This is a genomic window from Lactiplantibacillus sp. ME-2 (assembly GCF_022549155.1).
Lineage (GTDB): Bacteria > Bacillota > Bacilli > Lactobacillales > Lactobacillaceae > Lactiplantibacillus > Lactiplantibacillus plantarum.
The window spans coordinates 44,583-58,299 of record NZ_JAKZEQ010000003.1; the positions used below are offsets into that span (position 1 = coordinate 44,583).

At 45.2% G+C, this 13,717-nt stretch carries 13 protein-coding genes and 1 tRNA gene; 6 read left to right on the top strand and 8 right to left on the bottom strand.

The annotated features are described in order from the left end of the window. Position 1 precedes the first annotated feature (1 nt). The 3 genes from ppx to MMY95_RS01645 all read left to right on the top strand — a co-directional run bounded on the left by ppx (position 2) and on the right by MMY95_RS01645 (position 3,186). Positions 2-955 carry an exopolyphosphatase gene (gene ppx, locus MMY95_RS01635; RefSeq protein WP_003641094.1) on the top strand — a complete coding sequence of 318 codons (954 nt, stop codon included), beginning with the start codon at positions 2-4 and terminating at the stop codon, positions 953-955. 169 nt (positions 956-1,124) lie between these two features. After that, a complete protein-coding gene (locus tag MMY95_RS01640; protein ID WP_241277468.1) occupies positions 1,125-2,558 on the top strand; it encodes a DHA2 family efflux MFS transporter permease subunit in 1,434 nt (477 codons plus the stop codon). 115 nt (positions 2,559-2,673) lie between these two features. After that, entirely contained in the window at positions 2,674-3,186 is a 513-nt protein-coding gene (locus tag MMY95_RS01645; RefSeq protein WP_003641092.1) for a VanZ family protein, read from the top strand. Between the two features lie 167 nt (positions 3,187-3,353). Here the strand turns inward: MMY95_RS01645 and MMY95_RS01650 are convergent, their stop codons facing one another. The 4 genes from MMY95_RS01650 to MMY95_RS01665 form a co-directional block, all read right to left on the bottom strand. Then, entirely contained in the window at positions 3,354-3,584 is a 231-nt protein-coding gene (locus MMY95_RS01650; RefSeq protein WP_003643998.1) for a hypothetical protein, read from the bottom strand. Between the two features lie 267 nt (positions 3,585-3,851). Further along, a complete protein-coding gene (locus MMY95_RS01655; protein WP_003641090.1) occupies positions 3,852-4,274 on the bottom strand; it encodes a Spx/MgsR family RNA polymerase-binding regulatory protein in 423 nt (140 codons plus the stop codon). Positions 4,275-4,498: 224 nt separating this feature from the next. Further along, positions 4,499-4,570: transfer RNA gene (locus MMY95_RS01660), tRNA-Asn, on the bottom strand. 97 nt (positions 4,571-4,667) lie between these two features. Beyond that, positions 4,668-5,450, bottom strand: a complete 783-nt coding sequence (locus MMY95_RS01665) for a hypothetical protein (protein ID WP_003645801.1) — start codon at positions 5,448-5,450, stop codon at positions 4,668-4,670. A 304-nt stretch (positions 5,451-5,754) separates the two neighbouring features. Between MMY95_RS01665 and glpK the strand changes: the two genes are divergently transcribed. After that, a complete protein-coding gene (glpK, locus tag MMY95_RS01670) occupies positions 5,755-7,281 on the top strand; it encodes a glycerol kinase GlpK (protein ID WP_011101174.1) in 1,527 nt (508 codons plus the stop codon). A gap of 481 nt (positions 7,282-7,762) precedes the next feature. Here the strand turns inward: glpK and MMY95_RS01675 are convergent, their stop codons facing one another. From MMY95_RS01675 to MMY95_RS01690, 4 genes are all read right to left on the bottom strand, one after another. Beyond that, the gene (locus MMY95_RS01675) at positions 7,763-8,962 is read right to left on the bottom strand and encodes an MFS transporter (RefSeq protein ID WP_013355270.1); all 1,200 of its coding nucleotides are present in this window, start codon (positions 8,960-8,962) and stop codon (positions 7,763-7,765) included. A gap of 293 nt (positions 8,963-9,255) precedes the next feature. Continuing rightward, positions 9,256-10,008, bottom strand: coding sequence for a nitroreductase family protein (locus MMY95_RS01680; protein ID WP_003645805.1), 753 nt, complete (start codon positions 10,006-10,008; stop codon positions 9,256-9,258). Beyond that, positions 10,009-10,434, bottom strand: a complete 426-nt coding sequence (locus MMY95_RS01685) for a hypothetical protein (RefSeq protein WP_003641081.1) — start codon at positions 10,432-10,434, stop codon at positions 10,009-10,011. Between the two features lie 245 nt (positions 10,435-10,679). Next, on the bottom strand, positions 10,680-10,988 hold the full coding sequence (locus MMY95_RS01690; RefSeq protein WP_011101169.1) for a hypothetical protein: 309 nt from the start codon (positions 10,986-10,988) through the stop codon (positions 10,680-10,682). A gap of 705 nt (positions 10,989-11,693) precedes the next feature. Here MMY95_RS01690 and MMY95_RS01695 point away from each other — a divergent pair. Together MMY95_RS01695 and MMY95_RS01700 are read left to right on the top strand one after the other, a co-directional pair. Then, positions 11,694-12,743, top strand: coding sequence for an aldose epimerase family protein (locus MMY95_RS01695; RefSeq protein WP_347192194.1), 1,050 nt, complete (start codon positions 11,694-11,696; stop codon positions 12,741-12,743). Between the two features lie 334 nt (positions 12,744-13,077). Next, on the top strand, positions 13,078-13,665 hold the full coding sequence (locus tag MMY95_RS01700) for a TetR/AcrR family transcriptional regulator (RefSeq protein WP_003645807.1): 588 nt from the start codon (positions 13,078-13,080) through the stop codon (positions 13,663-13,665). Positions 13,666-13,717: the final 52 nt, after the last annotated feature.

The following is a 13,717-nucleotide window of genomic DNA, read 5'->3' on the forward strand; positions in this document are numbered from 1 at the left end:
GATGGAAAACTTTGCGGTCATTGACTTAGGTTCCAATTCATGTCGAATGACAATTACACAGATTCAAGAAGACGGTAGTTATGCGGTCACTCACCGACTCAAGGAAATGGTGCGTTTATCCGAGAATGAAAACGCCACGGATACGCCGACCCTTCAAGCCGAGGCCATTGACCGCACGATTGCAGCGCTAAAGTCGTTTGCTGCCGTCTACAAAGACTTACCTAACTTAACTATCAAGGCCGTGGCGACCGCCGCAACGCGAAAGGCCAGCAACCAAAAGAAATTTCTCAAACGCGTTAAAAATGATGTTGGCCTAGATATCGAAGTGATTCCTGGAACAACCGAGGCCTATTACGATTACTTAGGGGTAGTCAATACGCTTCCAACGACTAACTGCGTCATGGTCGATACTGGTGGCGGTAGCTGCGAACTCGTCCTTATCGTAAACGGCCAGGCCAAGGACCTAATCAGTCTGCCAATCGGCGCGGTCAGTTTATCCGAAAAGTTCGGCCTCAACGACCAAGTTACCGCTAGTCAATTATTTAAAACGATGACTTTCGTTGATAAAATTTTTAATAGCGTCTGGTGGTTGCGAAACGGTCTCAACTTACCACTCGTCTGTTTGGGTGGTAGCAACCGAACGTTAGCCAAAATTAACCGGCGCAAATGCAATATCCTCAACTTTGAAGATATTCACGGTTATCGGCTACGTGACAACGCCATCTATGACACATTCAATACTGTCATTAGCCAGGATGCAGCTGGTCGCGCGGCTATTCCTGGATTAGCAAAGGACCGGGCTGATATTATTGTTGGTGGGATGATTCCTGCCATTAGTCTGATGCGCTTTTTAGATTCTGACCGGATGATTTTCTCTCAAAATGGACTGCGTGAAGGCATCCTATTCGAGCACCTGACTGCTTTAGCTGAACAAAGCGCTAAAGTCAGCGAATAAAAAAATCGGACTGACATTTTTATCAGTAGTATGCTAGGATTAAATCATTAATAAATTCATCAAGGTCGTCTTTGATGCTTGTATATCTTTACAACGGAATCTCCGTTGGTCAAGAAAAGCGTCGTTTCACATACGAAACGAGCTGGCCTTGATCAATGGAGGTTTTATTTTGTCTACAACAACACCTGTCATCCCAACCCAAACGAAGGTTGCAATTTTTGGCACCGCCAGTCTGGCTTTTTGCGGTATTTTAGTTGAAACATCAATGAACGTTACCTTTCCGACCTTGATGCACCAATTCCACACCACTCTAGCAACGGTTCAATGGGTCACCACTGCCTATTTACTCGCCGTAGCCGCTACCATGGTTATTACGGCGTTTATTCAACAACGCTTCCGTTGGCGGACAATTATTAACGTTGGCGGGGCTGGTTTCGTTCTTGGCGGTTTATTATGTACAGTCGCGCCACAGCTCTGGTTACTACTATTCGGTCGAATCATTCAAGCCATCGGAACTGGATTGGCATTACCATTAGTATTTGCGCAAATCATGACCCAGGTCCCTTTCACTGCTCAGGGTCGTTTTACGGGGACCGCTGGAATGTTGATCGCATTGGCCCCTTCACTCGGACCAACATATGGCGGCTTAGTGACACAACTATTATCCTGGCGCTTAATTTTCGGCATTACCCTACCGTTTGGTCTGATTGCTTGGCTGATAACGGCCAAAACTATTCGCCAAACGCAGGCACCACGGTCACGTCCGTTCCCCTTATGCCAATTCGGGCTAGTCGTCACGGCACTCATCCTGCTGATTTTTAGCGTCAATAACCTTAGTACACATGGCTTAAGCTTAGTATTCGTCTGGTTACCACTGTTATTAGCGGTACTCGCCGTACTGACTTTTACCCGTTCGGCAACCCGAACCACGCACCCACTAATCAACCTGGCCGTCTTCCAACAGGGTAACTTTACCCGGGCGCTTCTCATTTACTTCTTCATTCAATTCATTCAGATTGGACTGACCTTTCTGCTCCCTAATTTTGCACAACTCGCTTTGGGTAAAAATGCGTTAGTGTCGGGCTTAATGCTATTAGCAGGAAGCTTATGTTCAGCAATACTATCACCTTTGGCTGGTAAATTGATGGACCGTCGCGGCATTCGGCGACCATTCCAAATTGGTAGTGGCTTTTTACTGTTGGCAACACTAAGTCTCGCAGGGTTAGCCCAGCATCTCTCGGTCGGCTTGATCATTGGCTTATTTGTTGGCTTTCAAATTGGGTTCAGTTGCTTATTTAACAATGCCCTGACGTATGGTTTACAACAATTGCCGCCCCAACTAATGGACGATGGCAACGCGCTTTTCAACACCCTACAACAGTATTCTGGTTCGCTCGGTACCGCCATTATGGCCGTCTTGATTACATTGGGCACCCGCATGGCACCGAGTGCTTCGAGTACGATGCAAACCACCCTCGGCACCCAGATCGCACTCTGGTTCAGTCTAATTATCATTATGATTGTAGCTGCTTTAGCGCTGACTACGAAACCAATTGCGAATATGGCTGACGACCAACATCAATCACGGTCATCTAACCACTGATTTACTTGGGATTTGGTTAAGCCGTTAAAGGCTTCATTAAGCTTCACGTCTTCTTTACTTCTGACCACTGAGTTTACGGTAAGATACAGTTAATCCAAACCGAGGAGTGGTGTGCATGCGTTGGGAACCGTTCAGAATTATTTTAATAGTTGCAACACTAAGTTGTTTGGTGATTCTTGTCCACGTTCGCCAGCCACAAGCCCGGACGCGGCAGCTACTCGGCTTAGGTTACTTATTTGGCCTTAGTGTGATTTTGTTTACCCCGCTGTCATTCGACGGAACTGCCATCTACGTGATGCCAGCTGGTGTCGGCCAAGTGAACCTATCACGGTTGTATCTTCACGGGCTGGGCTTTATCGAAAATATCATTCTGACGATTCCCTTAGGCTGGGGAATTAAACGCCACTTTCATCACTACCCACTATTGGGCCTCGGATTAACGGGCTTGTTAGTGGGTGCCAGCATTGAAAGTCTGCAATATTTCATGTCACAACATTGGCTGATCAATCGCAGTAGCGATATCAACGACGTCATTGCCAACGCAACGGGTATCCTGATTGGCGGACTCGTGGCAGCTACCTTCCAATTTGTGGCCCAGCACCGCAAGACAAGCGTCACGGATTACTGATCACAACTGTATCCTGAAGCTTGCACCCCCTTGCTGGCTGCTTAATGCTCGACTGCGCCGTAAATCACGGCATGGCGCTCAACTTAAATTCACAAACGCAGTGACAAAAAGACGGTTGTTAGACCAATAATAGTCTAACAACCGTCTTTTGTGGCGTCTTCTCAATTTTAATGGTTAGTTGTGGACTTGTCCTCATGCGCGGCACGTTGCGCTTGCTGATCTTGATGCCAGCTAGTTGGACTCCATAATTGGCCTTCCATTGAACCCCGTAGACTCTCAATCTCAGCCTGTTGGTCATCGATGACCTTAATGATACTCTCCACAACAACTTGATTATCAGCCGTCTTCAAAGCGGCGAGTGCCTGGATCGCCCAGGCAGCCTGGTCTTGTTCACTCATTATGTTAAAATCTCCGTTTCCTTTAAGCCTTTTTACATTGTACACAAACCAACTGATTATACCAAGGAATCTGCTTACTCAGCAAAGGTAACGGGCGGTAATCGGCAAGTAAAATAACGCCCTACAACGCGATACGCTGTTAAGAAGACACGCAACCTAACGCGCCCTGGTGGCTGGCTGATATTGTTCTTTCGACAAAAAAACGCCCCATCAAGAATATCAACACAATTCTTGATGGGCCGCTTTCGTCTCAAACGCTAAATCCGATTAACCAACTGCTTGTTGATCATCGTCATAAAGTTTTTGTTGAATTTCACGTAATTCAGACTTACGTACCGAACGTGGCAAAAATGCCCGAATGTCCTCTTCGTTATAACCGATTTGTAACCGCCGACCATCATAAATGATTGGCCGCTTGAGTAATTGTGGTTTTTCAACTAATAGGTCCAATAACTGATTGAAGCCTAAGTCCGACAAATCAATGTGTAATGCTTTGAAAGCCTTAGAACGCGTTGAAACGATGTCCTCGAAGCCATTTTCAGTGAGCCGGAGGATTTGTTTCAATTCATCGCGATCCAGAGGATTAGCAATAATGTCGCGTTCATTAAATGGAATGTTATTCTCAACTAACCATGCTCGTGCACTACGACTAGACTTGCTGGACGTTGAATAATATAAGTTTACTGTCACGATGAATTCCTCCTAAGTTTCAGCAAGTGACTTTACACCACTTACTTTAATATAGTAAGTATACGGTTTTAGTCAAGAATAGTCAAGGTTTGTCAGAACTTTTTTAGTTAATTATTTCTAAAGTTCTGCCAGCCAATTACCCATCAAATGCCAGCGCTATTCTGTACTTGTGCCGACAAAAGCGGTACCTCACGAGATACCGCTACTTAACTAAACATGACCAACTGCCCGGGCTGGGATCGAACCAGCGACCTCTTGATTAACAGTCAATTATTCTACCGCTGAACTACCGGGCAATGATTATGTCTGTATTTATACACGCTTTTATGATAAAAAACAAGTCCTTTTTAAAAAAAGTCACACTAAATTCACATAATTAATATGATATCCGCCTCAAACAACGTACAAACCTAACCACGATACCACGGAAAAGTCCTGTTTTGAAAAGCGTTGTGCCAGTGTATTAGTGATTTCTAATTCACTCAATGTTGTTTTTAACTCATAGTAGTAATCCCCACGCTGATTATGCAGTGCCAGTTGCCAGTTGCCTAAATCATCCCAGCAAGTCGTATCGGGAGCGGCCTGTTGATGCTTAAACAACACGTGAAAAGTCGGCTTCCACGTCTCGTGATCGTCTCCTGTGATACGGATCAAGCGACACACTTCCCGGTGACAACGAATCGCTGTCCGAACACCAACGATAATACCTGCCACCATCACCCCAGCACCAAGTGCCAACCCAAGTAATAACAACCGGGTTAATAGTGGCGTTGCTTGCAATTGCGAGCTAATCACAATCGTCGCACTCATCATGAGCCAGACTACCAACACCCAGCCATTGAGCCAGTTCAAGGCGACATCGCGAGCATGTCGATACACTGCTAAGCGGTATTGTTGATCATTGTTGACCACTCGTTGTTTAGGGGCCACAGTTGAATAAACCACCGTCATATCATCATGAAACGTATAACTAGTAAGTGGTTGGAAGACCGTCGTCATAGCTTGTAACGTCGTCTGTGGCATGTATTCGGCAATCAACTGACGTGCTTGTGAGACTTCTTTAAACTGATAACTCAGACCGTGAATCGCCGTCAATTGATAGCCCCGCGCCGCCTGCCGATTGAGCCAAGCAACCTCGGCAGCAGAGCCTTTAAGAAAAAAGCGTCGTTTTTGCATACTAGGAATCCTCCATTTCACACCGATTTGAGTCCCCATTATATGCCGATTGGTCTACATTTCAAATATTCATTAATCTTAGTTCAACACCGTTACTAACCGTTGTACAAAAGTAATATTATCAAAACAAGCATGGTAACCCTTTCTTCATTCCAGCGGATTGGTATGGGTGTGATGATTAATTCTAGATACTTCGTGGGACGCCAGTTTATATATTAAGTTTTTGATATTTATTCACAAATCCACTCATCCATGCTAGCATCAAAGATGATGTTATTGATTACAATCTTCGGAGGAACAAGTTATGTCAGCCAAATATATCATGGCCATTGACGAGGGGACCACGAGTACCCGCACCATTATTTTTAATCACGCCGGTCAAAAAGTTGCCGACGCCCAAAAGGAGTTTCCACAATACTTTCCGCAACCGGGGTGGGTCGAACACGACGCTACTGAAATCTGGAACGCGGTTTCCTCAACGATCGCTAACGTCTTAATTGACGCTAATATTAAACCTAATCAAATCGAAGCCATCGGGATCACCAATCAACGTGAGACTACCGTTGTCTGGGACAAGCAAACCGGTCTACCCATTTATAACGCCATTGTTTGGCAGTCCCGGCAAACTGCACCGTTAGCTGAGCAACTCATCGCTGATGGTATGGGCGATCTGATTCACCGGCACACCGGCCTAGTGACCGACGCCTACTTCTCAGCAACGAAAATTCGCTGGATCTTAGACCACGTTGATGGTGCCCAAAAGCGCGCGGAACGCGGCGAACTTCTTTTCGGGACTATTGATACTTGGCTCGTCTGGAAATTGACTGGTGGCGAGACCCACGTCACCGACTACACCAACGCCAGTCGCACCATGTTATTCAACATTCACGACTTACAATGGGACCAAACGATTCTGAACCTACTGAACATTCCTGCTGCGATGCTCCCAGAAGTACGGTCCAACTCTGAGATCTATGGCACGACTAAGGACTACTTGCTTTATGGTAGCCAAATTCCAATCAGCGGGATGGCCGGCGACCAACAAGCCGCACTATTTGGTCAGATGGCCTTTGAACCTGGCATGGTCAAAAATACTTATGGAACCGGTGCCTTTACCGTCATGAATCTGGGCGAGCAACCGCAATTATCCGACCACAACCTTTTAACGACCATCGCTTACGGGCTTGATGGCAACATCAATTACGCGCTTGAAGGCTCCATCTTCGTAGCGGGTTCGGCCCTGCAATGGTTACGCGATGGCATGCAACTGATCGAATCAGCACCAGAATCCGAAAGTCTTGCCCAACAGTCCCATAATCACAACGAAGTTTACGTAGTTCCCGCCTTCACCGGATTGGGCGCACCTTACTGGGATTCCGAGACCCGTGGAGCCGTCTTTGGCTTAACCCGCGGGACCACCCGGGCTGATTTTGTTAAAGCCACGCTACAGTCACTGGCCTACCAGTCCCGCGACGTCATTGATACGATGAAAAACGATGCCAACATCACCATGCCCACACTCATGGTCGACGGCGGGGCAGCCCGCAACAACTGGCTGATGCAATTTCAAGCCGACATCTCAAATGTCAAGATCATCCGGGCCGCTGACCTCGAAACGACCGCACTCGGTGCTGCATTCTTAGCCGGCCTAGCCGTGGGATACTGGCAAGATTTGGACGAACTCAAATCAATCCACCAAACCGGCAATGTCTTCCAACCCCGAATGGCCGCGCCCCAACGTGCGAACCTTTACCAAGGCTGGCAAGCCGCCGTCAAAGCAGCCCAACTATTCAAGCACACCCCAATCGACGCCCAATCAAGTACCAACTAAACTAAATTTCTAGTCAAAAACGCCGCGACTGAAGTCAGTCACGACGTTTTTAGTTCAGCACTATTTTCCTTGAATCCATCACTGCCATTCGAGCGGCTTCCCGAAACGTGTTCGGTGCCACTAAAGCCTGTGCTTGCCACGCCAACGGACTAATGCCAAAACCGCATTAATCCGTTGGCTAGGCAATGCTCGGCTTCAACTCGTGGCCCCGCACACTCTTGAGACTGGAGGGGCTGGGTGACAATGCTCAGTAGCCAAATTATTCTTAGTCGGAAGTGATTTCCTTCCGGCTTAGAATAAGATTCGTATTTGAGATGACGCGGGTTGGGCGTTAGCTCAAATCGATGTCGGCTTACGTTCCAGCAATTGTCACCCAGCCCCGGAGGTCGGAATAGGACGATCATTGCTGACGAACAGAAATCCACCTAATCGGCACGTTTTAATCATGATTGATGACAGATTAATGAATATCGCGTGGGGTTTATGATAATTGTAGTTCGTCTACTTTTTTGAAGGCGTGACTGGCTAGAAATAGCAGGAATATGCCGGCATAAAAGAGGGCAAATAGTAATAAAAATAGCCGTAAATCAAAGCGGTCAGCTAGGAAAGAAAACGCTAGCGAACCCAGCGGTAAGGTCACGGAAACCAGCGTATAAAAGCAGGTCATTACCTTCCCGAGTTGGTCTGAACCGACCGTCGCTTGAATCATCGGTGTCTCAAATACTTGCGTCAGTCCTTGAAAGACAAAGCTCAGTAAGTAAATGATGGCAAACAGCCAGAACTGGTTGTACGACACTACTGTCAAGATCATGAATAACGCGCGCCCAAAGTTGCCGATGAGGTAAGACTGCCGAACGGTCAACTTTTTTAACTGTCGGTAGACTACCGTCATCCCTAATAATATTCCAACGGCTGACATCGACTCCAAAATACCGTAGTAGATCGAGCCACCGAAATGCCGCCCAAATAAAACGACGTACGTATTCAAACCGCCAAAGAAGAAATTCATGACGACGCTCGCAAACGTCAATAAACGCAGCAGCGGATCAGTGCTGATAATTTTGAAACCAACCAAAATCTGGTTGAGATACAAGGACTTTTCCCGCGTGTGTTGCTGACGGGGTTCAGCGAGTTTGATCCGCCTAAAAGTGGCAACGGTAACGACAAACGTGGCTGCATCCATGATTAAAACACCGAGCACTGAGCAGAGGCTGATCAAAAATCCAGACAGCGCGTTGAACACGTAATCCGTTCCCTTGTAGGCAATTGACATGTCCGCTTGTGCTTGAACTAGCTGGTCTGGCTCAACGAGCAGCGGTACTAATGTATCTTGAATCGGATAAGCTAGTGATCCAAAAAGGGCCGCGACGAATACCAGCCCGACATAGATACCTGGCAACTTAATATGTAACGCAACTAATCCAATTAGCATGACCACGATCACTAACTGTGAAAATTCAACCGCGACTAATAATCGGCGTTTAGAATGTCGGTCGATACTGTCACCAAACAGAAACAACAACACGCCCGGTAAAACAATAGCCACATTCATGATGCCGATCCACAACGCACTGTTGGTCAATTGGAGAATGAACCAGTTCATGGCAATCATGTAGATGCTGTCACCAGCGTTACCCACTGCTCGCCCTAAGACAAGTTTTCTGAAGTTGGCATTGATCACATTATCCGCCCCTTTCAAGCCTTGCAACAATGTTACTATCACACATCAGAATAAGGATCGACTCAGCTTTCACTCGAATCTGCAACGCAGCCCGGGCCTGCTTAGTAAACATCGTCTCAGAATTAATTATATTATAATTAGTAAAAATAACAATATTTAATCTTATTTTAATGTTAAGATTCGTCCTCCCAGGTACCAAAAAATCTCCCCTGTCAGCTAATAGCGACATGGGAGCGTTACATTAACGGTTATTTTTCGTTCAGCCATTCTAATTATTAGTGTTATGGTAACGATTATTGGTCTAATTCCGGCAAAAAGCCCTGCTGCCTAGCGATTGTCAAAAACTCTCGCCGTTTGGCCGCTGAGTGGGTCGCTTCCTGCGTCATGTGCGCTAAGTGTTCCGTACGGGCGTGACTACTCCGATGTTGATAATACTGATTCAAAACGCCATCAAACCGGTCTAACTCCGCCTGATAACTCGCAGGCTCAGCATAGGTATCTTGAAACAACACAGCGGGCAACCCTAATCGAGGTTTCTTTTCAGGAACATCCGCTGGGTGCCCTAACTGCAACCCAAAGACGGGTAACGTCAAGTCCGGCAAGTGCAGTGCGTCAATCACCGCCTGCGTGTCGTTGTTAATTGATCCAAGTACAACGCTACCAAGACCCATGCTTTCAGCGACCATCACCATCGCCGCTGTAATCAGCGTGGCATCTTCAATACTACCAGCAAAGCGGTCAAATTCACTCAGTGCCCGGCGCGTCGTTGCACCCGGTGCTAGCTTGACGTTGCGATGTTGGTCCGCAACCACAACTAATAAACGGCCGTTTTCACCAACCGTTGGCATCGTCGTAATCGTGGCCAATTGTTGCCGTAGTGCAGGCTGAGTGATCTCAATCAAACTGTATGCCTGTAAATATTGGCTAGTCGGCATTTGTTGTGCCGTTGTGATGATTTGCGCGAATTGCGCATCACTAATTGGTTCAGTGGTAAATTGTCGCCGCGTTCGATGGTCCTGTAAGGTTTCAATCACACTCTTTGTCACTTAAAATCGCTCCTGTTCTTGTTGTAATTCCCGTGACCAGTCCGTTAATTGTGGCAACACGTCCAGGTTCAAGTTAAACACAATTCGTTGACACACTTGATCAAGCTGTACGCTCCGAAATAAGGGATAACGGGTCCTGCCCTGATCCTGGTGTATGATAACACTTAACGTAACCAGCTCATCTAACGCCGTTTCTAACAGTGTCATCGCACGCTGCGGAAAATATTCTCGCTGTAGTGCCGGCGCGTCCAATGAGCAGCCTGCCAACGCTTCAACATCTCGCCGAGTCAATAACAAACTTTCCGGATGTTCGCCAATTAATCGACTTAAAATCTGAACAGTCAATTGGGTCTCAAACGCGTTACGAAAACGAAAACGGGTCTGGAAATGACTTTGAATAAATTGTAGCAATGCCCCATTCTTCATTTAATAACGAGCCTCCTTAAACATGCTTATTGATAATAACACTGATACTAGCGTTTGTAAGTTATTTTCCCCCACCACGCACCCGCAATTAAATCACCACAATCAGTCAATTACATGATCCAAACAAAAAAGCTGAGCTTAGAGAATTGACATTCTGAAAGTTCAACTTTTGAGCCAACGCCTACTAAAAAACAACCGCCGTTTGATAAACTCACACTCCTGCGCTAGACTTTGGCTAACAGCTTTTAGCCAATATGATTTTCTTTCAAAATCAGATCGACCTCAGCTTGCATGTCAGGTGTTTTTGTCCATTCTTCCCAATGATCCATCGTTTCATCGGGAATCGTAAATGTTTCATTAATATATTGCTCATACTTGGCAACATGCGTGGAATGCGGAATGTTTAGTTGTAATATCCGCACTTGCTTAATAAAACCACGTTCAGCTGCTAACTCAGCGCGGCCATTCATCAACATGTTTCCGATCTCCATGTATGAGGTCCCATCATTACGTGTTATTTCTTGAATTAAGTCTAATACTTCATGGTTTTTCAACTGCAATCCCTCACTTCACATTTTAGTATAAGCGGGGTTGGCAGTCGTGTCAAAACTGACCAGTAATTGCCAGGTGATCAGGCTTGGTATGCCTAATCACCTGTACTTGATGAACACTAAACTAACTCAGTCAGCCCCAAAATGCTACCATCAGCCGAGCACTCCTTTTTCTGAGTAAACATCAATCTTCAAAAATTACAAGAGAGCCTTATCTTCATCTAGTCCGCCATAAATTCGCTAATTTCACTCAAAAAACCACTATCCAAGCAGATAGTGGTCGGCATAAGAGAGAAAGAGAATTGATTAGAAGGTAATTAAATACCTTACAAACTAAGAATAAGCGATATTGTAAGCGTTGTCAACAGTTAGCCAAAATAAATAGATAAATTATTTCTATTTACTCATTAATCTTTTTCTAACACCCTCAGCCAGCCATGTTCGCCACTAAATTGCCGTCTTTACTTGCACAAAGTTAATTAATTCACCTTATTTAATAGATTGGTACCATTCACAATTACCAAGATTTAAAATAAACTTCTCAACCTAGATAATTTTAATTATTATCAACAATCAATTATAATTATTTACACCGGTTATTTAAATCGACCTCACTACCAACTAAACCTACCATTCTCGCATTGACACTTGCTGGGTTATTATTCGCATTCCCTTTAAGAATGAAATATACTAAAAGTAGGCGGTAACATGTCAGGCAGCTATGGGAGTGAGGGCATTATGAAAATAATCGAGCATCAGGGGAACGGGATTAATTATTATACATTAGTGAACAATCATCATATGAGCGTCACTATTATGGACTGGGGTGCCACAGTCACCGCGATCAAAACCCATGATAAAGATGGTAATTTTGTAAATATTGTCTTGGGATTTGACGACGGCGCCGACTACATCACCTATCAATCTTTTTTCGGTGCAACCATCGCTCGGGTTGCGGGGATCATCAAAAATGCCCGGTGGCGGCAGTATGACTTAACTCAAAATGCGGGCGAAAATCATCTAAACGGTGGTAATATGCCTCAAATTTCATTTGAACCATGGTTTTTAGAACGTAAACTGCACACTAGTGATCAAGTTGGACTCGTCATGCAATATATTACCTTGGACGGTGAGAACGGCTATCCCGGGACAATGACGATCACGGCTAATTTCGTATTAGATAACGACGGTAAATTTACTATTAGCTACACTGGTAAAAGTGATAAAACAACCTTATTCAACCCCAGCAACCATCCCCACTTCAATCTAAGTGGGGATGCGGAACGCCTCATTGACCACCATGTTCTTAAAATCAATGCAGACGAGTACGCCGCGTTAAACAAACACGGTATTCCAACTGGTAAGTTGCCATGGGTCACCGACACCCCATTTGATTTTCGTGACCCAGTCGAGGTTGGGCCCCAGGTTGCTAACATCAAGGGCGGGCTCCATCACGGCTTCGTCTTAAACGACACCCCATATCCACAAGTAGAATTACTAGATCGCATCAGTGGACGCAAAGTCACGATGCGAACGAACGCTCCGGCAGTCGTGGTTTCCAGTGCAACTAATTACCGTGATGATCGTTATCGACTCAATGGCGGTAAACCGATGCGTTCTCAACTTGGTCTTTCCCTGCAAGCACAAAAATTACCGGATGCTATTCACCACAAGGAATTTGGCAGTATCATTATCGAACCTAATATTCCTGTAACCTACCAAACGGCCTATCGTTTTTCTAATATTTACGATGTCTAACTACTCAAGAATGATTCAAATCGACCTCCCAGAATGCAAACTACTGGGAGCTTTTTTGACTCACTAATAATGCGTTACACCATACCATTGACTGAACGAAAATCTCCTAACCCATTTTAGTCGACGGACATGGCCTCATTACCATTTACCTACTAGGCGCATATGCTATTATGCACGTTGCGCGAGTTAATCTGTCATGACTCAGGACGAGTTAACTATCAAAATAAGTGCTATTATGATAATAATACCCACATGTGGCTTAACGACTAGTACATTTAGCGGCGGTTTAATAATGACCACCCCATCAAATGTAATTAATAAGGAGGATCAGATTATGCCAGCTACTGACTTACGTGTTCAGCGCACCCAGACTGCGCTGAAAGAGGCTTTTCGGACGCTTGCTTTAAAGTATCCGCGCTATCGTGATATTACTGTTAAGGAGCTCACAAGTGTCGCTAATATCAACCGCAAAACTTTCTATTTACATTTCGATTCCATTGACGATTTAGCGGAAACGTTCGTTCAAGAAGGTGCTGATAAGATTCTAGCACTCATTGACCCGCAAGATTTCAAGAAAAACATTAGCCAACCCGGCTTAATCTTTGATCGCTTAGTGACCTATTTTCGCCAATCTGAAGCTTTTCACCGAGTCATTTTGTTGAATGATGATTACAGTTTTTTGTCTCGGAAAATCCACGCTGCCGTGGTAGCAGGGCTTACAACGACGATTCAAACAAACTATCATTTATCTGCAATCGATGCTAAGGTCTGTTCAAGCTTTTTGATCCACAACAATTTAACCTTTTTCCGGCTCTATTTTAATGGTGATTTAGGACTATCTTTGGCTGAACTAAAGCAGCGTTTAGTTTCGCTCAACACTTATGGCATTCATCAATTCTTCTACCCTAATCAATCACTTTAATAGGACCCAAAAAGCTGAGCTATCGAATAACGATGTTCATTCGATAGCTCAG